Genomic DNA, 20,567 nt, shown 5'->3' with positions numbered 1-20,567 from the left:
CGATGGCGACTTCCCAACGGCTACCTCGGATCGTCCGCGGCCTGGGTTCGGTGCTGCCTCGGTCTCTGGATGCGCTGCGGCAATCGGCCGAGTGGCACGGGGCGTCGCCGGCCGCGGCCCGACAGCTCGGCGAGATCATGGTCGACGAGCTCACTCTGACGGCGATGACGTTGCTGGCCCCGGCGCCCATCCTCGCGCGACCGTTGAGCGCCTGCGCCCCAGCCGCCGAGGAACTCACCGCGCTGGGTATCGACGCCGCCCATGCTGAGCCGGAACCGTTGCAGACGAGGACAATCGGAAGGCATCGGTTCGGCCGCGTGTGCTATGAGCGGCTGACGTTCGATCACGACCCGCTGCTGCCGCCGTCGCTGCAGGCCGAACATCTCGGCGGACCGGCGAGGGCGACGGTGCACCTGTGCCGCCACCGTGGCGCCCCACGGCCCTGGCTGGTCTGGGTGCACGGGGCGGGTCAGGGCAACGGCTCGGACCTGATGGTGGCGCGGGTGCAGCGGCTGCACCGCCTGGGTTTCAATGTGGCGCTGCCGATTCAGCCCGGTCATGGGGTGCGCCGCGACGCCTGGCCCGCCTACCCCGGCCACGACCCGCTCGCCAACGTGGCCGGCACGATGCGGGCCATCTCCGAAGTGCGTGCCGTGGTGCGGTGGCTGCGGCCGCAGGCCACCTCCGTCACGGTGGCAGGCATCTCACTGGGCAGTCCGGTGGCCGCGCTGGTGTCGCACCTGGAGACCGGGGTCGACGCGGTCGCGGTCTACACCCCGATCGCCGGGCTCAACGCCATGGTCGCTCGTCACCTGTGGCGTTGGGGCGCAGGGGGTGAGACCGTCGGCGAAGCCCTGCGATCGCCGACCGCCGCGGCGCTGATGTCGGTGGTGGACCCGTTGGCTACCGACCCGGCTCCGCCCGCCGATCGCCGGCTGATCGTGGCCGCGCGCCACGATGCGATGGCCTACCCCGAAACCGCGGTGGCGCTACAGCAGCGGTGGGGCGGCCGGCTGTTCTGGCACGAGGGCGGCCATGTCGGGCATATCTTTTCGCGACGGGTGCAGGCGGAGACAGAACGGTTCCTTTGCGAGGCGATCGGAGGTGGCTGATGGTGCCGGCGACGACGGCGAGCACCGAATTGACCATCGCCAGTATGGAAGTGTTCCGCGTGATCGACGGCAGGATCACCGAGGTGTGCAATTGCGGCGACAAGTAAGGGGTCTGGGCATGACTGAACGGGTTCTCGATGAACTGGGCTACTACCTGCTGGCCGGCGCCGGCGGGGAAGGCCCGGCCGCGCTGATGGATGAAGCCCGCCGCGGCGAGGAACTCGGGTTCGGTACCGCGTTCATCTCCGAACGCTGGAACGTCAAGGAGGCGTCCTCGCTGGTCGGGGCCGCGTGCGCGGTCACCGACCGGATGCAGATCGCCACCGCGGCAACCAATCACAACACCCGCCATCCGTTGATCACCGCGTCCTGGGCGACCACCATGCACCGACTGTCGCGGGGACGGTTCACCCTGGGCATCGGCCGCGGCGTGGCCGCCATGTACGCCGCGTTCGGGATCCCGAACGTCACCACCGCGCAGATGGCCGACTTCGCGCAGGTGATGCGCCGACTCTGGAACGGCGAGGTGATCTTGGGCCACGATGGGCCGATCGGCCGGTATCAGGTGCTGTTCTTGGACCCGGACTTCGCCGAAGACATCCGGCTGGCGCTGGTGGCATTCGGGCCGAAGACGCTCGAGCTGGGCGGAGCGTTTTTCGACGACGTCATCCTGCACGCCTATTTCACCCCGGAAACCTTGCAGCGCAGCGTGAAAACAGTGAAGGACGCCGCGGAACGAGCCGGCCGCGACCCGGCGAGTGTGCGGGTGTGGTCGTGTTTCGCCACCGTAGGCGATCACCTGCCCGAAGAGCTGCGGCTGAAAAAGACCGTGGCGCGGCTGGCCACCTACCTGCAGGGTTACGGCGATCTGCTGGTGCGCACCAACAACTGGGACCCGGCGGTGCTGCAGCGCTTCCGCGAGGACCCGGTGGTGACGTCGATTCCAGGCGGTATCGACCACAAGGCCAGCGCCGCGCAGATCGAGCACATCGCGACGTTGATCCCCGACGAGTGGCTTCAGCCGGCGGCCACCGGTACGGCGCGGCGCTGCGCCGAGCGCATCCGCCAGGAGTTCGACTACGGCGCCGACGCGCTGATCATGCACGGCGCCACCCCCGACGAGCTGGAGCCGGTAGTGGCCGCCTATCGCGATATCGCGGGGTAGATGCTGACGCTCAGTCCAGGCCGCCGCGGATCGCGTCGAACGCGTCGCCGAGCACCTGTGGCAATACCAGCGACTCATCGCCCAGCCACCGTTCGTAAGCGCTGAGCGCCACCCCCAGCATCATCCACGCCACCGTCTGCGGCCGCAGGTCATCCGGGGCCAGACCCGCCCGGTGTGCCACGAACTCCGCGATGACGCTGCGCCAGCCGGCGTACATCGTCATCGAGTAGGCCTGCAGCTCATCGGTCTGCAGGATCACCCGCATCCGCCGGCGGTGGCGCGCCATCTCGCTCTCGCCGAACGTGTTGAACGCCAACAGTGCCGCACGCAGTGCGTCACCGAGTGGCGCTCCGGGTTCGATACCGTCCAGCAGTTCCCGTAGCTGGTGCAGGTGCGCGTCGAAGTCGCCCCACGGGATGGCGTTCTTCGAGGCGTAGTACCGGAACACCGTGCGACGGCCGATACCGGCGGCCTGCGCCACGTCATCAACGCTGACCTCGCCGAATCCGCGAGCGGCGAACAAGTCGATCGCCACGTCGGTGATGTGCTGCGGAGTGGTGGAGCGGCGCCGCCCGGCGCGGGGGTGGGGATCCGGCGTACCGCCCATCTGACAGCCCCACTTCCTTTACGGCACTCGATGCCATATTCTGTGCGAGATTGTGACCGACACGACAGTCCTTTGTCGAACCCGAACGTGAGAAAGGCCCGCGTCATGGACCAGAACCAAAAGATCGATAGCACGGCCGGAGCCGCTTCGTCGGCGACATCGAATTCAGAGCTCGTGACCGAAAGCCTGGTCGAAGAGGTGTCCATCGACGGCATGTGCGGCGTCTACTGACCATGCCGGAGGTCGCCGTGGCCTCGGAGGCAACAGCGTTCGACCCCGACCGCGGCTGGGAGCTGCACCCGCAGGTGGCGCTCCGCCCGGAGCCGTTTGGTGCGCTGCTGTACCACTTCGGCACCCGTAAGTTGTCGTTCCTGAAGAACCGCACCATCGTCGAAGTGGTGCGGTCTCTTCCGGACCACGACAATGTCCGATCCGCCTGCCGCGCAGCCGGAGTCGACGATGCCGATCAGGGTCCTTACCTGCACGCGCTGCGCGTGCTGGCGGATTCGAAGATGCTGATGCCCAGGGAGGGCCAATGACATCCGTGGCACCGGTGCCCCGGCTTATCGAACAATTCGAGCACGGGCTTGACGCTCCGATCTGCCTGACGTGGGAGCTGACCTACGCCTGCAACCTGGCGTGCGTGCATTGCCTGTCCTCGTCGGGCAAGCGCGATCCCCGCGAGCTGTCTACGCAACAGTGCAAGGACATCATCGACGAGCTGGAACGCATGCAGGTGTTCTACGTCAACATCGGTGGCGGGGAACCCACAGTGCGCTCGGACTTTTGGGAGCTGGTGGATTACGCCACCGAGCATCACGTCGGCGTGAAGTTCTCCACCAACGGTCTGAGGATCACCCCCGAGGTGGCGGCCAAGCTGGCGGCCAGCGACTACGTCGACGTCCAGATCTCCCTGGACGGTGCGACCGCAGAGGTCAACGACCCGATCCGTGGTCCCGGCTCGTTCGATATGGCGATCCGGGCGCTGGAGAACCTGGCCGCGGCAGGATTCTCCGACGCCAAGATCTCGGTCGTTGCGACCCGCCACAATATCGACCAGCTTGACGACTTCGCCGAGTTGGCCAGCCGCTATGGTGCGACGCTGCGGATCACCCGACTGCGGCCGTCGGGGCGAGGCGCCGACGTCTGGGACGACCTGCACCCGACCGCCGACCAGCAGGTCCAGCTCTACGACTGGCTGGTGGCCAACGGGGAACGGGTGCTCACCGGTGACTCCTTCTTCCACCTGTCCGGACTTGGCGCGCCCGGCGCGCTGGCCGGGCTGAACATGTGTGGCGCCGGGCGCGTGGTGTGCCTCATCGACCCCGTCGGTGATGTCTACGCCTGTCCATTTGCCATCCACGACCGTTTCTTGGCTGGAAACGTGCTGTCCGACGGCGGTTTCGACAACGTCTGGAAGCACGCTCCGCTGTTTCGTGAACTGCGGGAGCCGCAGTCCGCTGGCGCCTGCGGAAGCTGCGACCACTACGACAGCTGCCGGGGCGGCTGCATGGCAGCAAAGTTCTTCACCGGCCTGCCGCTGGATGGGCCCGATCCGGAATGCGTCCAGGGCTACGGCGCACCCGCGCTGGCTGCCGATCGCAGCAAGCCCCGCCCGGCCGCGGATCATTCCCGCGGCAAACCGATCACCAATGTGGTGCCGTTGACGCTGTCCATGCGTCCGCCGGCCCGCCTCTGCAATGAAAGTCCCATCTGATAATGGCTCGTGATGTCTGGTTCGAAACGGTTGCTATTGCCCAGGAACGAGCCAAAAAGCGGCTCCCGAAGTCTGCCTACTCCTCGCTGATCTCGGCCAGCGAAAAGGGCCTGACGGTCAGCGACAACGTGGCGGCGTTCAGCGAACTGGGATTCGCCCCGCACGTGGTGGGTGCGCCGGCCAGTCGCGAACTGTCGACAACGGTTATGGGGCAAGAGATCTCGATGCCGGTGATGATCTCGCCGACCGGGGTGCAGGCGGTCGACCCGGATGGCGAGGTAGCCGTCGCGCGAGCGGCGGCGGCGCGCGGGACCGCGATGGGTCTCTCGTCGTTTGCCAGCAAGCCGATGGAAGAGGTCATCGCGGCCAACCCCAAGACCTTCTTTCAGATCTACTGGCTGGGCGGTCGCGACGCGATTGCCGAGCGGGTGGAGCGCGCTCGGGCGGCCGGGGCCGTCGGGATGATCGCCACCACCGACTGGAGCTTCTCGCACGGGCGGGACTGGGGCAGCCCCACCATCCCGGAGAAGATGGACCTCAAGACCATGGTCAAGATGATGCCGGAGGCTCTCACCAGGCCCGGATGGTTCCTGCGGTGGGCCAAGACCATGCGTCCGCCGACCCTGCGGGTGCCCAACCAAGCGGGCCGCGGCGAGGCCGGGCCGCCGTTCTTCCAGGCCTATGGGGAGTGGATGGGTACCCCGCCGCCCACCTGGGAAGACATCGCCTGGCTGCGTGAGCTGTGGGGCGGGCCGTTCATGCTCAAGGGCGTGATGCGGGTTGACGATGCGAAACGTGCTGTGGATGCCGGTGTTTCGGCGATCTCAGTCTCCAATCACGGCGGCAACAACCTGGACGGTACCCCGGCGGCGATCCGGGCCCTGCCGGCCATCGCCGAGGCCGTGGGCGACCAGATCGAGGTGTTGCTGGACGGTGGTATCCGGCGGGGCAGCGATGTCGTCAAGGCGGTGGCGCTGGGAGCGCGTGCCGTGATGATCGGACGCGCCTACCTGTGGGGCCTGGCCGCCGCCGGACAGCCCGGGGTGGAGAACGTGTTGGACATCCTCCGGGGCGGCATCGACTCGGCCCTGATGGGCCTCGGCCGGGCCTCGGTGCACGATCTGTCGACGGACGACATCCTGATTCCGGCCGGATTCTCCCGGGCGCTGGGCGTGCCCGCCGCCGAGGTCTAGTCGGATGGCCCCGGTCCGCCGCTTGTCGGACCGGAAGCGCCCACCTGCTAAATCAGGCTCAATCCTGATACGCCCGTGGCGGACGGGACGGACGTGATCAGCCGGGGGCATTTCGGGCCCCTGGCGCGAAAAATTTACGCCGGTCGTACTCGTCAACAACTGGTGTACGACAGGTGAATTCGCTTACCATCGTCCGATGGCGGTTGGCGGCGAGCTCGGTGGTTCGACCTGGAGCGAGCTGCAGAACCGGCTACAGGGTCAGCTGCGGGGGCGCGGGATGATGCTTTTAGTCCCCGTCGGGTCGACTGAGCAGCACGGCCCGCACCTACCTCTGGACACCGATACCCGGGTCGCGCGCGCGCTCGCCCAGGAGCTGGCCGAGCGGTCGGCGGGTTCCGCGACGGGGCCGGGCTGGGCGGTCGCGCCTGCCATCGCCTACGGGGCCAGCGGCGAGCATCAGAGCTTTGCCGGCACCATCTCGATCGGCACCGAGGCGCTGATCCAGCTTTTGCTGGAGTACGGCCGTTCCGCCTGCTGCTGGGCGCAGCGGGTGGTTTTCGTCAACGGCCATGGAGGCAATGTGCCCGCCTTAATCGAGGCGGTAGGCCGGCTGCGCTTCGAAGGCCGCGACGTGGCGTGGCTTCCGTGCGCCGCTCCGTGCGCCGATGCCCATGCTGGTCACACTGAAACGTCTCTGCTGCTGCATCTTTCGCCCGACAGCGTGAGGTTCGACCGGGCACTGCCGGGCAACAGCGCGCCGCTGGTGCAGCTGCTGCCCGCAATGCGCGACGGCGGCGTCGCCGCGGTGAGCGCCATCGGGGTGCTGGGGGACCCGACCACCGCCACCGCCGCCGAAGGGCGCCGACTCTTCGGCGAGATGGCCGACGCCGGCCTGGCGGCCATCGGCGCCTGGGCGCCCGGGCCCGACGGGATGCTGCGATGACCGCCGCTCGGCTGCCGGACGGTTTCGCCGTGCAGGTGGACCGGAAGGTGCGGGTCCTGGGGCGGGGATCGACGCTGTTGGGTGGTTCACCGACCCGGCTGCTCCGGTTGGCCCCGGCTGCTCAGGGAATGTTGTCCGACGGCCGGTTGGAAGTACGCGACGCCGTCAGCGCACAACTGGCCCGAACCCTGCTCGATGCTACTGTCGCGCACCCGCGGCCCGCAGGCGGGCCATCGTATCGAGACGTGACGGTGGTTATCCCGGTGCGGGACAACATCGTCGGGCTGCAACGGCTGGTGACGGCACTGCGCGGACTGCGTGTCGTGGTGGTGGATGACGGGTCGCAGGTCCCGATCCGCCAAGAGGATCTGACCGCTGCGCACTGTTGCGAGGTGCAGGTACTGCGCCACCCGGAGAACCGGGGGCCGGCGGCCGCGCGTAACACCGGGTTGATGGCCTGCACGACAGATTTCGTGGCGTTCCTGGATTCCGACGTGGTGCCGCGCCGGGGCTGGCTGGAGGCACTGCTGGGGCACTTCTGCGACCCGGCCGTGGCCCTGGTCGCCCCCCGCATCGTCGGTATGGCCGACAGCGGACACCTGGTCGCGCGGTACGAGGCCATCCGTTCGTCGCTGGACCTGGGCGGCTGCGAGGCGCCGGTGGTGCCCTACGGCAAGGTCGCCTACGTCCCCAGCGCGGCGATCATCTGCCGCTCCGGCACGCTACGGGAGCTGGGCGGCTTCGACGAGGCGCTGCATTCCGGTGAAGATGTCGACCTGTGCTGGCGGTTGGTGGACGCCGGCAGCAGGTTGCGCTACGAGCCGATTGCGCAGGTCGCCCACGATCATCGGATAGAGCTGCGGGATTGGGTGGCGCGCAAGGCTTTTTACGGGGGTTCGGCGGCGCCGCTGTCGGCCCGTCACCCCGACAAAGCCGCGCCCATGGTGATCTCGGGCTGGGCGCTGGCGGGCTGGGCCCTGATGGCCCTCGGCTCGGCGTTGGGCTATCTGGTCTCGTTGGTGATCGCCGCGATGACCGGCCACCGGGTTGCCCGGTCCATGCGCGGCCCGGACACCGCGCCGGCAGACGTGCTGATGGTGACGTTGCGCGGATTGGCGAGCGCCGGGCTGCAGCTCGCCTCGGCGCTGTGCCGGCACTACTGGCCGGTCGCCCTGCTGGCGGCATGCGTGTCACAGCGATGCCGCAGGGCGCTACTGCTGGCGGCGGTCGCCGACGGGGTGGTGGACTGGCTGCGGCACGCGCGCAGTGAAGACGATTCTCGGCCCCTGGGGCTGCCGGCCTATCTGCTGCTCAAGCGAGTCGACGATCTGGCATATGGCGCCGGTCTGTGGACCGGGGTGGTACGCGAACGCAACCTTGCCGCACTCAAGCCGCAGATTCGCAGCTAGGTCGCCTTGACCGTTCCGGTGATACACAGCGATGCGCTGGTGGTGGGGGCTGGAAGCGCGGGATCGATTGTCGCGGCCATGCTCTCGTCGGATCCTTCGTACGCCGTCACGGTGGTCGAATCGGGTCCAGGTCTGGAGGATCCGGTCCTAGCTGCGCAGACCGCCGATGCGCTGACGTTGCCGATCGGCCCGGCCAGCCGGCTGGTGCGGCGGTATCGCGCGGAGCTGATCACCAGAGCCGACACTGCGCTGACGATCGTGCGGGGTGCGACCGTCGGAGGCTCCGGCGCGGTCAACGGGGGGTATTTCTGTCGGGGGCTCCCGGCAGACTTCGCCGGCTACCCCGCGGGCTGGGAGTGGCCGCAGCTGCTGGAGTCCTTTCGGGCTGTCGAGACCGACCTTGACTTCCAGGGCCCCCAACACGGCGACGCGGGCCCGATACCCGTTCGTCGCACCCGTGAAATCTGCGATAACACAAAACAATTCAATGAAGCGGTTCAGCGAGCAGGGTTTGGTTGGATAGACGATCTCAACGACGCGACGCTGACGACACAATCCGGCGCTGGCGCCGTGCCGCTCAACGTCACCCCCGACGGCGTGCGTACCGGACCGGGTGTCGCATACCTGCGGCCCGCGCTGTCGCGGGACAACCTCACTGTGCTCACGCAGACCCGAGCGGTCCGTGTTGCCATTGCAGGCGATCGAGCCATCGCCGTCGAAGCGATTGGTGAGCAGGGTCCCATCAAGCTGACTGCGGATCGAATCGTGTTATGCGCCGGTGCGATCGGATCAGCACATCTGTTGATGCTGTCCGGTGTCGGTGAAGAGGCAATGCTGCGCGATGCCGGTGTCGTGGTAAGGGCAGCGCTTCCAGTCGGCGCGCACTGTGCGGATCACCCGGAATGGCTGGTGGCAGCAGAATGGCCAGGCACGCCGGGCCGCCCGGTGTTGGAGGCCGTTCTGCACCATGAGGACTTGGAGATCCGGCCCTACACAGCAGGTTTCGCCACGATGGTCGGCGAGAGCGACACGCCCGATCAGCCGCAGATCGGGGTGGCGCTGATGAATCCGCGAGCTCGCGGCCGGATAAGCCTGATCTCGGCGGATCCGCAGGTGCCACCACGCATCGAACACCGCTATGACACCGAGCCCGAAGATCTGATGGCGTTGCGCCGTGGAGTGGACCTGGTCAAGCAGATGCTGGGGTTGAGAGGCGGTGGTGGCGAACCGCGCTGGTCGACATCCCAGCACCTGTGCGGTAGTGCACCGATCGGAGTCGACGGCGACCAGGCGGCGGTGCTCGACGCGCAGTGTCGGGTGCGTGGCATTGACGGGCTGTGGGTGATCGACGGCTCGGCGCTGCCCCGGATCACCAGTCGCGGGCCGCACGCGACGATCGCGATGCTCGCGCATCGGGCCGCGACACTGCTGTCAGGTCAGGAGCGCAGCCGGTAGCGGATCGGCAGGTGCTTGAGGCCGCCGACGAACGTCGTCGACACCAACTGCGGCTCGCCGGCCAGTTCGATGGCTTCCAGCCGCGGCAACAAGGCGCTGAAGAAGCTGCTGATCTCCATGCGCGCCAAGGCCGAACCCACGCAGAAATGCACGCCGTGGCCGAACGCCAGATGCTTGTTCGGGTCGCGGCCGACGTCGAACGCGAACGGGTCGTCGAACACGTCCTCGTCGCGGTTGGCCGAAACGTAGGACAGATAAACGGATTCGCCCTCGGCGATCGGCACACCGCGCACTTCGGTGTCGGCGGTGGCGGTGCGCATGAACTCCTTGACCGGCGTCACCCAGCGGATGATCTCCTCGACCGCAGTCGGCATCAGGCGCAGGTCGGAGCGGAGCCGCTCGCGCTGATCAGGGTGCTCGACGAGTGCGCGCAGGCCGCCACTGATCGCTGCGCTGGTGGTGTCGTGGCCGGCGGTGGCGATGATGACGTAGTAGGAGGCGGTGTCCACATCCGACAGCGGTGCGCCGTCGATGGTCGCGTTGGCGATCGTGGAGGCCAGGTCCTCGGTGGGTTGTGCTCGTCGCGCCGCGGTCAGCGCCCCGAAGTAAGAGAAGAAGTCGAGCAGCACCGGCAGCTGCTCCTCGGGAGTCAAGCCGCGGCGATACTCCTCGTCGTCGCCGCCGAACAGTTCTTGGGTCAGCCGCAGCATGCGGCCGAAATCCGTCTCCGGTAGGCCCAGCAGCGACATGATGACGAACAGCGGGTAGTTGACCGCGACCTCCTGGACGAAGTCGCACTCCGGGCCGAGCTGCACCATTTTCTCGACGTATTGCTGGGCGAGCTCGTCGATGCGGGTCTTGAGCATTCGCATTGCCTTGGGGCGGAACCAATCTGAGACGATTGAGCGCATCTTGTGGTGTTGCGGATCGTCCATGTGGATCAGGGTCCGCAGACCCATCCCGGACTCCAGCAGGGAGTGCTGCAGGTCGTCGGCGTCGGCGGGCGCCAGCACGGGACGCGGCGCGTTGATCCACAGCTGGTTGTCGCGTTCGATCTCCATGATGTCGGCGTGGCGGGTGATGGCCCAGAACGGGCGGTAGGGCCGACGATCGACCAGGGACACCGGTGCGTGTGCGCGCAGATGGGTCAGGGCTGCGTGCAGACGGGGTTCATCGGCATAGGCACTGGGGTCGACGAACACTTGGGCGGCCTGGTCGATAATCGGTGTGCTCATACCCTGCTCCTCGTCGATATTTTTGACACGTGTCAGGTTTGAGCCCAGTGTTGCGGATCGCCGGCCGCCGTGGCGGCGCTTTGGGCTGATCCACCCCGATTAGGCTCTTCGGTCATGTCGATCGGATCGTGCCGGTGGGGTCGCCGGGTCGGCGCCGTCGTCCTGGCGCTGACTGCGGTGTTGGCCGGCGGGTGCGCGCGCTCGGACGGGGCGGCGTCGCACCCGAGCGTGGGTCCCCGGGCGGTCGCGCTCAACGCCGACGTGGTGCGGACCGGCTCTGGCCTGCTGAGGGGAACCGTCGGTCCGGATCACCGGCTGTTTCAGGGGATCCCGTACGCCGCGCCGCCGGTCGGGCCGTTGCGGTGGCAACGCCCGGCGCCGATGCTGGCGTGGCCGGGTGTACGTGACGCGGTCAAACGCGGACCCTGGTGCATCCAGCCGGACGCCGCCGACGTCGATCCGATCAGCGAAGACTGCCTGACGCTCAACGTCTGGACGCCCACCGGCTCGGCCGCCGAGCCGCTACCGGTCATGGTGTGGATCCACGGCGGCAGTTTCATGCGGGGGGCCGGCGACATCTACCACGCGCAACGGCTTGCCGTCCGCGGACGCATCATCGTCGTCACGATCAATTACCGGCTGGGGGCGCTCGGCTTCCTGGCCGACCCGGCGCTCGGGGAACCCGGCAACTATGGCCTGGCCGACCAGCAGGCGGCCCTGCGTTGGGTTCGCGACAATATCGACGAATTCGGCGGCGACCCAGACAAAGTGACGATCGCCGGCGAATCCGCCGGTGGCATGTCGGTCTGCGACCACCTGGCCGCCCCGGACTCGGCTGGCCTGTTCCGTGCCGCCATCATCCAGAGTGGGCCGTGCCAGGCCCAGGTCGAGGTGCCCGAGGCGCAGCGGGTCAGCCGCGAATACACCGAATCTCTGGGATGCGGCGAGCGGGCCACGGCGCCGCACGACCCTGACGAGCAGACTGCGTCGTGTCTGCGGGCGTTGCCGCCCGACCGGTTGGCCAAGCCGCTGTGGTACTCGCGGTTCGGCACCGATCACCTCAGCGGGCCGGTGGTCGGCGGCGCGCTGCTGCCCAAGGATCCGGTCCGAGTGTTCCGGGAATCCCCGGCAGCGGGCGGCCCCGCGGGCAAGCCGGTGTTGCTGGGGGTCAACCGTGACGAGTTCACCATGTTCGTCGCGCTGCGCTATCTGCGTGTCGGGCAGGAGATCACCGCCGCGGAATACCCCGACGAGCTGGGGGACACCTTCGGTCGCGACTCGGCCGCCGCGGTGGCTGAGCACTATCCGCCGGGCCGGTTCGACGGCAGCGTCTCGCTGGCCTACGCGGCCGCTGCCACTGACGACATCTTCGCCTGCCTGGCCGACCGGATGGCCCGCGGCCTGGCTGGCGGCGCGCCCGTCTACGGCTACGAATTCGACGACCCGCACGCACCGGCCCCGGAGTTGTACGACCAGGTGCCGTTCCCGATCGGCGCCACCCACTCGTTGGAGATGCGCTATCTCTTCGACATCGGCGGCGCCCCGCCGCTGGACCCCGCCCAGCGCCGACTGTCCGACCAGATGATCGAGTACTGGACCGGGTTCGTGGTCACCGGTGCGCCGATCGCCGTCGATCAACCCGACTGGCCCGCGATCGGAACCGGAGCCGACCGGCGGTGGATGTCACTGCGCACCGACGGCAGTCGGATCATCACCGACTACGCCGCCGAGCACCAGTGCGACTTCTGGGCGACGATCCGCGGCTGACCTTTCGGCGGGGAGACGGGGGAGCGGGCAGGCTCGCCCGTGATCAGGCCGGCGTGACCCAGGTGGTGATGTCGGCGTGCACCACCTCGACGCCGGACTTGTCGGTGATGCTGACCGGCACCACCACCTCAGTACCTTCGGTGATCGAACCGAAGTCCGGCGGGTCCAGCCGGGCCGTCGCCCGCAACGACGTCGTCGCCTTAGCCAGGTAGGCCACGTTCATCGCCTTGGGGATCCAGCGGTGGCTGCGCGGCACGGTGGCCTCCATCAGCATCCCCATCGCGACTTCGGCCGCGTTGCAGGATGCGATCGCGTGCACGGTGTGCAGGTGGTTGTAGACGAACGGCCACTTAGGCACCAGCACCTCGGCCAGCCCGGGCTCCATCCGGACCACGTGCGGAAGCACCGAGGCGAAGTACGGGACCCGGGCCATCGCCGCGGCGGAGAACAGTCGCGTGCCGCCGGGGATGCCCGCCAGGCGTCGCCATGTTTGATAGGTACTGGTCGATGCGGTCACAATGACCTACCTTACCGACAAGTAAGATGGGTTGCCGGGCGGCTCCAGGGCTGCCGGTCCCGAGCACCGAAAGTGCTATCGCTGGGTTGATGCCACGGTTCCAGCGTCGCCTCTCCTTCGTCGAGCCTCGCTAAACCGCGGGGATTTGGCCGCTGACCCGATCTGGGGCATACTATTCAGGTTCGCCTGCGCCGGGGTTGTCCCTGGCTGGGCATACGACCAGCGCCCACCCGGGCGCATCCGGTCCCATCCTCGCTGTACGGAGCTTTTTCACCGTGCACGGGGACGTGTGCGGGCGACACGCCCGACCGCGGGGACCGGTGGACCAGGACAGGTAAACAGCGGCGGCAGCGCCCAGCGCAGTGTCGACACCGGACCCACGGGTCCGACAAGGTGCAGGCGAGCTGGGGCACGAAGGGTTCGAAAAACGGACCCCCTTTGCAGGAGTGAGGTAGCAGAAGCGTGGCGGGACAAAAGATCCGCATCAGGCTCAAGGCCTACGACCACGAGGCGATTGACGCCTCGGCGCGCAAGATCGTTGAGACGGTCACTCGTACCGGTGCGTCCGTAGTCGGCCCGGTGCCGCTGCCGACCGAAAAGAACGTGTATTGCGTTATCCGGTCCCCGCACAAGTACAAGGACTCGCGGGAGCACTTCGAGATGCGCACCCACAAGCGGCTGATCGACATTCTTGATCCCACGCCGAAGACCGTTGACGCTTTGATGCGCATCGATCTGCCGGCCAGCGTCGACGTCAACATCCAGTAGGAGCACCGAAAACCATGGCACGCAAAGGTATTTTGGGTACCAAACTGGGCATGACGCAGGTGTTCGACGAGAACAACAAGGTCGTGCCGGTCACGGTCGTCAAGGCCGGACCCAACGTGGTCACCCGCATCCGTACCCCCGAGCGCGACGGCTACAGCGCCGTGCAGCTCGCCTACGGCGAGATCAGCCCTCGCAAGGTGAACAAGCCGGTCACCGGTCAGTACGCCGCCGCGGGTGTGAACCCCCGCCGTCACCTCGCCGAGCTGCGACTCGACGACGAGGCCGCCGCAGCCGCGTACGAGGTCGGCCAGGAGCTGACCGCTGAAATCTTCCAAGACGGCAGCTACGTCGACGTCACCGGAACCTCCAAGGGCAAGGGCTACGCCGGCACCATGAAGCGGCACGGCTTCCGCGGCCAGGGCGCCGGTCACGGCGCCCAGGCGGTGCACCGCCGTCCGGGTTCCATCGGTGGCTGCTCGACCCCCGGCCGGGTGTTCAAGGGCACCCGGATGTCGGGCCGGATGGGCAACGACCGTGTGACCACCCAGAACCTGGTGGTGCACAAGGTTGACGCCGAGAACGGTGTGCTGTTGATCAAGGGCGCCATTCCGGGCCGCAACGGTGGGCTGGTTCTGGTCCGCAGCGCGATCAAAAAGGGTGAGAAGTAATGGCCGGCATCAAGATTGACGTCAAGACTCCGGACGGCAAGAAGAGTGGCTCGGTTGAGCTGCCCGCCGAGCTGTTCGACGCTCCCGCCAACATTGCGCTCATGCACCAGGTGGTGATCGCTCAGTTGGCCGCGGCCCGTCAGGGTACGCACTCCACCAAGACCCGCGGTGAGGTCAGCGGCGGTGGCCGTAAGCCTTACCGGCAGAAGGGAACCGGCCGGGCCCGTCAGGGTTCGACCCGGGCGCCGCAGTTCACCGGTGGTGGCGTGGTGCACGGCCCCAAGCCGCGCGACTACAGCCAGCGCACCCCGAAGAAGATGATCGCCGCCGCCCTGCGCGGAGCGTTGTCGGACCGGGCGCGCAACGGCCGGATCCACGCAATCACCGAGCTGGTGAGCGGACAGACCCCGTCGACCAAGGACGCCAAGACGTTCCTGGGCTCGATCACTGACCGCAAGCAGGTGCTGGTGGTTATCGGCCGGGCCGACGAGACGGGTGCCAAGAGCGTGCGCAACCTGCCGGGTGTGCACATCCTGTCCCCGGACCAGCTCAACACCCACGATGTGCTGCGGGCCGACGACGTGGTGTTCAGCGTCGAAGCGCTGAACTCCTACATCGAGGCTCACACCGCCAAAACCGAGGAGGTTTCGGCCTAATGGCGACCATCCCCGACCCCCGCGACATCATCCTCGCGCCGGTCATCTCTGAGAAGTCCTACGGGCTGATCGAGAACAACGTGTACACGTTCGTGGTCCACCCCGACACGAACAAGACGCAGATCAAGATCGCGATCGAGAAGATCTTCGCGGTCAAGGTTGCGTCGGTGAACACCGCGAACCGGCCGGGTAAGCGCAAGCGGTCCAAGACCGGCTACGGCAAGCGCAAAGACACTAAGCGCGCCATTGTGACTCTGGCGCCCGGCAGCAAGCCGATCGACCTGTTCGCCGCACCGGCCTGACCGGCGTGAGAGAGAGATCTAACTGACATGGGAATCCGCAAGTACAAGCCGACGACCCCCGGTCGTCGCGGTGCCAGCGTCTCCGATTTCGCTGAGCTCACCCGCTCCCACCCGGAGAAGTCGCTGGTTCGGCCGCTGCACGGCCACGGTGGGCGTAACGCCCACGGCCGGATCACCACCCGGCACAAGGGTGGCGGTCACAAGCGTGCCTACCGCGTGATCGACTTCCGTCGGCACGACAAGGACGGCGTCAACGCGAAGGTCGCCCACATCGAGTACGACCCGAACCGCACCGCGCGCATTGCGCTGCTGCACTACCTGGACGGCGAGAAGCGCTACATCATCGCGCCGCAGGGTCTGGCTCAGGGTCACGTGGTCGAGTCGGGTGCCAACGCCGACATCAAGCCTGGCAACAACCTGCCGCTGCGCAACATCCCCGCGGGCACCCTGGTGCACGCCGTGGAGCTGCGCCCCGGTGGTGGCGCCAAGCTGGCCCGCTCCGCTGGCTCCAGCATTCAGCTGCTGGGTAAGGAAGGCGCCTACGCCTCGCTGCGTATGCCGTCGGGTGAAATCCGCCGCGTCGACGTGCGCTGCCGCGCCACCGTCGGCGAGGTGGGCAACGCCGAGCAGGCCAACATCAACTGGGGTAAGGCCGGCCGTATGCGGTGGAAGGGCAAGCGCCCGACCGTCCGTGGTGTGGTTATGAACCCGGTGGACCACCCGCACGGTGGTGGTGAGGGCAAGACCTCCGGTGGTCGCCACCCGGTCAGCCCGTGGGGTAAGCCGGAGGGTCGCACCCGCCGGCCGAACAAGCCCAGCGACAAGCTCATCGTCCGACGCCGGCGCACCGGCAAGAAGCGCTAGGAATCGGAGGGAAAGCGATGCCACGCAGCCTCAAGAAGGGTCCGTTCGTCGACGAGCATGTGCTCAAGAAGGTCGACGTTCAGAACGAGAAGAACACCAAGCAGGTCATCAAGACCTGGTCACGTCGGTCGACGATCATCCCGGACTTCATCGGGCACACGTTCGCCGTACACGACGGCCGCAAGCATGTTCCGGTATTCGTCACCGAGTCGATGGTCGGGCACAAGCTCGGCGAATTTGCTCCGACGCGCACCTTCAAGGGACACATCAAAGACGACCGGAAGGCTAAGCGCCGGTGAGCGTTACGACTGAATTTCCGTCTGCTGTCGCCAAGGCCCGCCACGTGGGTATCTCGGCCAGCAAAGCACGCCGGGTGATCAACCTGGTCCGTGGCAAGTCGGTGGCCGATGCGTTGGACATCCTGCGCTGGGCACCGCAGCAGGCCAGCCTGCCGGTGGCCAAGGTCATCGCCAGCGCGGCGGCCAACGCCCAGAACAACGACGGCCTGGACCCGTCCACCCTCGTGGTGGCCAGCGTCTTCGCCGACGAGGGCCCGACCGCTAAGCGGATCAAGCCGCGCGCCCAGGGGCGTGCGTACCGGATCCGTCGGCGCACCAGCCACATCACGGTGATCGTGGAGAGCCGGCCGTCCTCCGGCGGTGGCTCGGCACAGTCGGCCAGCGCTGCACGGGCGCGTCGTGCGCAGGGCAGCAAGGCCGCCTCCGGACAGGCGGGTGCGACGGCCCCGGCGAAGAAGGCTTCGGCGGCCAAGGCGACCGAGAAGGCGCCGGCCAAGAAGGCTTCCGCAGCCAAGGCTGCCGACAAGACGACTGAGAAAGCTGCGGCGAAGAAGGCGCCCGCCAAGAAGGCGGCAGCCAAGAAGGCGCCTGAGACGTCCGACGCGAAGGAGGGCTCGGAGTAATGGGCCAGAAGATCAACCCGCACGGCTTCCGGCTCGGGATCACCACCGACTGGAAGTCGCGGTGGTACGCCGACAAGCAGTACGCGGACTACGTCAAGGAAGACGTGGCGATCCGCCGGCTGCTGTCCAGTGGCCTGGAGCGCGCCGGCATCGCGGACGTCGAGATCGAGCGCACCCGTGACCGGGTCCGCGTGGACATCCACACGGCTCGACCGGGCATCGTCATCGGTCGCCGCGGCACCGAGGCGGACCGGATCCGTGCCGACCTGGAGAAGCTGACCGGCAAGCAGGTACAGCTGAACATCCTCGAGGTCAAGAACCCCGAATCGACGGCGCAGCTGGTTGCCCAGGGCGTCGCGGAGCAGCTGAGCAACCGTGTGGCTTTCCGCCGCGCGATGCGTAAGGCGATCCAGTCGGCGATGCGTCAGCCCAACGTCAAGGGCATCCGGGTGCAGTGCTCGGGCCGCCTCGGCGGTGCTGAGATGAGCCGCTCGGAGTTCTACCGCGAGGGTCGGGTGCCGCTGCACACGCTGCGGGCCGACATCGACTACGGGCTGTACGAGGCGAAGACCACCTTCGGCCGGATCGGCGTGAAGGTCTGGATCTACAAGGGCGACATCGTCGGTGGCAAGCGCGAGCTGGCCGCTGCCGCACCGTCGGCCGACCGTCCGCGCCGCGAGCGCCCGACGGGCACCCGCCCGCGCCGCAGCGGCGCCTCGGGTACCACCGCGACCAGCACCGACGCCGGGCGGGCCGCTGAGAGCACTGACAACGCCGCTGCTGCGGAAACGGTCACCGAGACCGCTCCCGCCGCAGCGGAAACGCAGAGCACGGAGAGCTAATCATGTTGATTCCCCGTAAGGTCAAGCACCGCAAGCAGCACCACCCCAAGCAGCGCGGTATCGCCAGCGGCGGCACCGCGGTGACGTTCGGTGAGTACGGCATCCAGGCACTGGAGCACGCCTACGTCACCAACCGGCAGATCGAGTCGGCTCGTATCGCCATCAACCGGCACATCAAGCGTGGCGGCAAGGTGTGGATCAACATCTTCCCGGACCGTCCGCTGACCAAGAAGCCCGCCGAGACCCGTATGGGTTCCGGTAAGGGTTCGCCGGAATGGTGGGTCGCCAACGTCAAGCCGGGCCGGGTGCTGTTCGAGCTGAGCTACCCGAATGAGGCCATTGCCCGCGCCGCACTGACCCGGGCGATCCACAAGCTGCCGATCAAGGCGCGAATCGTCACCCGAGAGGAGCAGTTCTGATGGCAGTGGGAGTTACCGCTGGCGAACTGCGCGAGCTTAACGCCGACGAGCTCGTCGAGCAGTTGCGCGAGTCCAAAGAAGAGCTGTTCAACCTGCGTTTCCAGATGGCGACCGGGCAGCTCACCAACAACCGTCGGCTCCGCACGGTGCGCCACCAGATTGCGCGCATCTACACCGTGTTGCGCGAACGGGAACTGGGCCTGGCGTCCGGTCCCGCTGGTTCTGAAGGCGAGGCATCGTAATGGCACAGGCTGCAAAGGCTAACGCCGCGGAGAAGGGTGCCAAGCACACCCCGCGCACGGAGACGGTGCGGGGCCGCCGCAAGACCCAGATCGGCTACGTGGTCAGCGACAAGATGGAGAAGACCATCGTCGTCGAGCTCGAAGACCGTGTGCGGCACCCGCTGTACGGCAAGATCATCCGGACCACCAAGAAGGTCAAGGCTCACGACGAGAACAACACGGCCGGCATCGGCGACCGCGTGTCGCTGATGGAGACCCGTCCGTTGTCGGCGTCGAAGCGCTGGCGCCTGGTCGAGATCCTGGAAAAGGCCAAGTAATTTCACGGCGTAGTAACTACGCCGTAGTAGCGACCGAGCCCCGCGACCTGTGTCGCGGGGCTTCGTCGTGTTTGGGGTCCTGTTTGGGGTCGTGTTTGGGGTCGTGACCGGGTCATGCCGGAACTTTGACCCGCGCCAACGGTTGCGGCGCAGTCGGGCCGAGCGGAACCTGCAACGAATCCTCGCCGTTGAGCACCCGGGCCGGGACCGCCAGCGTGCGTTGGGTCGGCGTCGGCAGGCTGGTACTTAAGGCCGTCAGTTGGCGGCCGTTGAGACGGTTCAAGCCTGCCGAGGCGTTCCGGGGCAATCTGCTCGCGGTGTGGTAGCGCACCAGGACCGCGACGTCGGTGTGGCGCTGCTGCGGCGTCAGGCGCACCGTCACCGCGGTCGTATCGGTCTCCGGCAGCCACAGCCGCTCTAGATTCTCTGTGTTGATGTCGCGCGGCGACATCCATAATGTGGCCGCGAACTGCTTGGGGCCCTTGCTCTCTTTCTGCTTCAGGCGGCGGCGACGTCGGCGGAGACGGGTGGGCTGCAGACCGGCCAGGAGCGCCGTGTCGACCTGGTCGAACTCGTCGGCGGACAGGATGCGCGCGTCCAGGTGACGCTCGCACAAGTCTCGCGCCAGTCGTTCGGTGGCTACGGCCAGGGTCGCGGCGACTGAGTCGCGGACCGCCACCGCCTCGGTGTTGTGCATCGGATCCATCCGCAGGATCAACCAGTTGTCCTGGGGTGCGCAGGAGTCGGGCCCATTGACCGCCGTCGCGTCGTTCCCGCGTTCGTCATCGGGAGCATCAGTGGGGGAGTCGCACGTTCGTACTGACACGATGTCGATCCCATCCAGGCGTACGTCGAACTGGCGCAGGCCGGCGGCGACGAGCTCTGCGGAGAGCGTCGGTACCGGCGCCGGGACCCGGCGATGCCGCCCAGTAGCTCCGACTGGCGCGGCCGGTACGGCGATCACCGATACCAGTCGCCCGCGATGTTCGCGTACTCCGACGACGTCGCGACTGTATCGACGGCGGTGGTCGAAGCCGGGCGTGCAGCCTTCGGTGAGAAACGCCGCAGGGGTCGCGAAGCGATCGAGTAGCCGAGCCGACACGATCGCCGTCAGCGGTACCCGACGGTGGGTGATCAACGCAGCCGTCGAGAGCACCGCGGCAACGCCGACCGCCGGCCACCAAGCGCGCTCGGCGGGCCCGAGTTGGGCCGGCCAATGACCGGCGATCCATAAGATGCCGATATCGATCAGAAATACCGTGGTCACGCGCAGCCAGGACAGATTGAGCCCGAAGGAATGCTGCGCCCTCATCGATGTATCCAACTCATGGTTTCCCCCCAGAACTTCCATGAAGTGTGCGGTGACCGGGCTACCCGTTGTGTGCGCGGGCCAAACATCCCAGGCCTGGTGCGGGGTGACCTGGGATGTTTGGGGGTCGGTTGATCT

Annotated in this window: 25 protein-coding genes and 1 pseudogene; 22 read left to right on the top strand and 4 right to left on the bottom strand. The window is 67.4% G+C overall.

What is annotated here, in order from left to right; translation table 11 throughout:
* Positions 1-2: 2 nt before the first annotated feature.
* The 3 genes and pseudogenes from RCP37_RS17580 (at position 3) to RCP37_RS17570 (ending at position 2,277) form a co-directional block, all read left to right on the top strand.
* Positions 3-1,112, top strand: coding sequence for an alpha/beta hydrolase family protein (locus tag RCP37_RS17580; protein ID WP_308484270.1), 1,110 nt, complete (start codon positions 3-5; stop codon positions 1,110-1,112).
* A 23-nt stretch (positions 1,113-1,135) separates the two neighbouring features.
* Positions 1,136-1,219, top strand: a pseudogene (locus RCP37_RS17575) (nuclear transport factor 2 family protein); the annotation flags it as partial.
* Positions 1,220-1,230: 11 nt separating this feature from the next.
* Positions 1,231-2,277 carry a TIGR03857 family LLM class F420-dependent oxidoreductase gene (locus RCP37_RS17570; protein ID WP_308484269.1) on the top strand — a complete coding sequence of 349 codons (1,047 nt, stop codon included), beginning with the start codon at positions 1,231-1,233 and terminating at the stop codon, positions 2,275-2,277.
* A 10-nt stretch (positions 2,278-2,287) separates the two neighbouring features.
* Here the strand turns inward: RCP37_RS17570 and mftR are convergent, their stop codons facing one another.
* Positions 2,288-2,884 carry a mycofactocin system transcriptional regulator MftR gene (gene mftR / locus RCP37_RS17565; RefSeq protein WP_308484268.1) on the bottom strand — a complete coding sequence of 199 codons (597 nt, stop codon included), beginning with the start codon at positions 2,882-2,884 and terminating at the stop codon, positions 2,288-2,290.
* Between the two features lie 105 nt (positions 2,885-2,989).
* On the opposite strand from mftR, the gene mftA reads away from it, so the two are divergent.
* The 7 genes from mftA to mftG all read left to right on the top strand — a co-directional run bounded on the left by mftA (position 2,990) and on the right by mftG (position 9,601).
* Positions 2,990-3,115, top strand: a complete 126-nt coding sequence (gene mftA / locus RCP37_RS17560) for a mycofactocin precursor MftA (protein WP_308484267.1) — start codon at positions 2,990-2,992, stop codon at positions 3,113-3,115.
* Between the two features lie 2 nt (positions 3,116-3,117).
* On the top strand, positions 3,118-3,423 hold the full coding sequence (gene mftB / locus RCP37_RS17555) for a mycofactocin biosynthesis chaperone MftB (protein WP_308484266.1): 306 nt from the start codon (positions 3,118-3,120) through the stop codon (positions 3,421-3,423).
* Entirely contained in the window at positions 3,420-4,601 is a 1,182-nt protein-coding gene (gene mftC, locus RCP37_RS17550) for a mycofactocin radical SAM maturase (RefSeq protein WP_308484265.1), read from the top strand. Before mftB ends, mftC begins: the two co-directional genes overlap by 4 nt.
* Positions 4,602-4,603: 2 nt before the next feature.
* Positions 4,604-5,794, top strand: a complete 1,191-nt coding sequence (gene mftD / locus RCP37_RS17545; RefSeq protein ID WP_308484264.1) for a pre-mycofactocin synthase MftD — start codon at positions 4,604-4,606, stop codon at positions 5,792-5,794.
* A 196-nt stretch (positions 5,795-5,990) separates the two neighbouring features.
* Positions 5,991-6,737, top strand: a complete 747-nt coding sequence (gene mftE, locus RCP37_RS17540) for a mycofactocin biosynthesis peptidyl-dipeptidase MftE (protein ID WP_308484263.1) — start codon at positions 5,991-5,993, stop codon at positions 6,735-6,737.
* A complete protein-coding gene (gene mftF, locus RCP37_RS17535; protein ID WP_308484262.1) occupies positions 6,734-8,146 on the top strand; it encodes a mycofactocin biosynthesis glycosyltransferase MftF in 1,413 nt (470 codons plus the stop codon). The genes mftE and mftF overlap by 4 nt, the downstream gene beginning before the upstream one ends.
* Positions 8,147-8,152: 6 nt before the next feature.
* Positions 8,153-9,601 (top strand): mycofactocin dehydrogenase MftG, encoded by a 1,449-nt coding sequence (gene mftG, locus RCP37_RS17530; protein WP_308484261.1) that lies wholly within the window; start codon positions 8,153-8,155, stop codon positions 9,599-9,601.
* On the opposite strand, the gene RCP37_RS17525 is transcribed toward mftG, so the two are convergent.
* Positions 9,583-10,836 (bottom strand): cytochrome P450, encoded by a 1,254-nt coding sequence (locus RCP37_RS17525; RefSeq protein ID WP_308484260.1) that lies wholly within the window; start codon positions 10,834-10,836, stop codon positions 9,583-9,585. The two genes, mftG and RCP37_RS17525, sit on opposite strands and share 19 nt — an antisense overlap.
* A gap of 114 nt (positions 10,837-10,950) precedes the next feature.
* On the opposite strand from RCP37_RS17525, the gene RCP37_RS17520 reads away from it, so the two are divergent.
* Positions 10,951-12,603 carry a carboxylesterase/lipase family protein gene (locus RCP37_RS17520; protein ID WP_308484259.1) on the top strand — a complete coding sequence of 551 codons (1,653 nt, stop codon included), beginning with the start codon at positions 10,951-10,953 and terminating at the stop codon, positions 12,601-12,603.
* A 43-nt stretch (positions 12,604-12,646) separates the two neighbouring features.
* Here RCP37_RS17520 and RCP37_RS17515 read toward each other — a convergent pair whose 3' ends face one another.
* Positions 12,647-13,120 carry a hotdog fold domain-containing protein gene (locus RCP37_RS17515; RefSeq protein WP_308484258.1) on the bottom strand — a complete coding sequence of 158 codons (474 nt, stop codon included), beginning with the start codon at positions 13,118-13,120 and terminating at the stop codon, positions 12,647-12,649.
* Positions 13,121-13,582: 462 nt separating this feature from the next.
* On the opposite strand from RCP37_RS17515, the gene rpsJ reads away from it, so the two are divergent.
* From rpsJ to rpsQ, 11 genes are read left to right on the top strand one after another with little or no spacing between them, the layout of a single operon-like run.
* A complete protein-coding gene (rpsJ, locus tag RCP37_RS17510; protein WP_003883485.1) occupies positions 13,583-13,888 on the top strand; it encodes a 30S ribosomal protein S10 in 306 nt (101 codons plus the stop codon).
* Positions 13,889-13,902: 14 nt separating this feature from the next.
* On the top strand, positions 13,903-14,556 hold the full coding sequence (gene rplC, locus RCP37_RS17505) for a 50S ribosomal protein L3 (protein WP_308484257.1): 654 nt from the start codon (positions 13,903-13,905) through the stop codon (positions 14,554-14,556).
* Entirely contained in the window at positions 14,556-15,212 is a 657-nt protein-coding gene (gene rplD / locus RCP37_RS17500; RefSeq protein ID WP_047318351.1) for a 50S ribosomal protein L4, read from the top strand. The genes rplC and rplD overlap by 1 nt, the downstream gene beginning before the upstream one ends.
* Entirely contained in the window at positions 15,212-15,514 is a 303-nt protein-coding gene (gene rplW, locus RCP37_RS17495; protein WP_308484256.1) for a 50S ribosomal protein L23, read from the top strand. Before rplD ends, rplW begins: the two co-directional genes overlap by 1 nt.
* A 27-nt stretch (positions 15,515-15,541) precedes the next feature.
* On the top strand, positions 15,542-16,378 hold the full coding sequence (gene rplB, locus RCP37_RS17490; RefSeq protein ID WP_308484255.1) for a 50S ribosomal protein L2: 837 nt from the start codon (positions 15,542-15,544) through the stop codon (positions 16,376-16,378).
* Between the two features lie 17 nt (positions 16,379-16,395).
* On the top strand, positions 16,396-16,677 hold the full coding sequence (gene rpsS, locus RCP37_RS17485) for a 30S ribosomal protein S19 (RefSeq protein WP_024440412.1): 282 nt from the start codon (positions 16,396-16,398) through the stop codon (positions 16,675-16,677).
* On the top strand, positions 16,674-17,300 hold the full coding sequence (gene rplV, locus RCP37_RS17480) for a 50S ribosomal protein L22 (protein WP_308484254.1): 627 nt from the start codon (positions 16,674-16,676) through the stop codon (positions 17,298-17,300). Before rpsS ends, rplV begins: the two co-directional genes overlap by 4 nt.
* Positions 17,300-18,142: a 30S ribosomal protein S3 gene (gene rpsC / locus RCP37_RS17475; RefSeq protein WP_308484253.1), complete on the top strand. Its 843-nt coding sequence runs from the start codon at positions 17,300-17,302 to the stop codon at positions 18,140-18,142. Before rplV ends, rpsC begins: the two co-directional genes overlap by 1 nt.
* 2 nt (positions 18,143-18,144) lie before the next feature.
* The gene (rplP, locus tag RCP37_RS17470; RefSeq protein WP_024440409.1) at positions 18,145-18,561 is read left to right on the top strand and encodes a 50S ribosomal protein L16; all 417 of its coding nucleotides are present in this window, start codon (positions 18,145-18,147) and stop codon (positions 18,559-18,561) included.
* Complete coding sequence (gene rpmC / locus RCP37_RS17465; RefSeq protein WP_047318355.1) at positions 18,561-18,803, top strand: 50S ribosomal protein L29; 243 nt, start codon at positions 18,561-18,563, stop codon at positions 18,801-18,803. The genes rplP and rpmC overlap by 1 nt, the downstream gene beginning before the upstream one ends.
* The gene (rpsQ, locus tag RCP37_RS17460) at positions 18,803-19,120 is read left to right on the top strand and encodes a 30S ribosomal protein S17 (RefSeq protein ID WP_067969775.1); all 318 of its coding nucleotides are present in this window, start codon (positions 18,803-18,805) and stop codon (positions 19,118-19,120) included. The genes rpmC and rpsQ overlap by 1 nt, the downstream gene beginning before the upstream one ends.
* Positions 19,121-19,232: 112 nt before the next feature.
* On the opposite strand, the gene eccE is transcribed toward rpsQ, so the two are convergent.
* Positions 19,233-20,432: a type VII secretion protein EccE gene (gene eccE / locus RCP37_RS17455; RefSeq protein ID WP_308484252.1), complete on the bottom strand. Its 1,200-nt coding sequence runs from the start codon at positions 20,430-20,432 to the stop codon at positions 19,233-19,235.
* Between the last annotated feature and the right edge of the window lie 135 nt (positions 20,433-20,567).

The organism is Mycolicibacter sp. MU0102 (assembly GCF_963378105.1).
Taxonomy (GTDB): domain Bacteria; phylum Actinomycetota; class Actinomycetes; order Mycobacteriales; family Mycobacteriaceae; genus Mycobacterium; species Mycobacterium holstebronense.
Note: the sequence above shows the minus strand (reverse complement) of the source record. Positions and strands in the feature narration are given on the sequence as shown.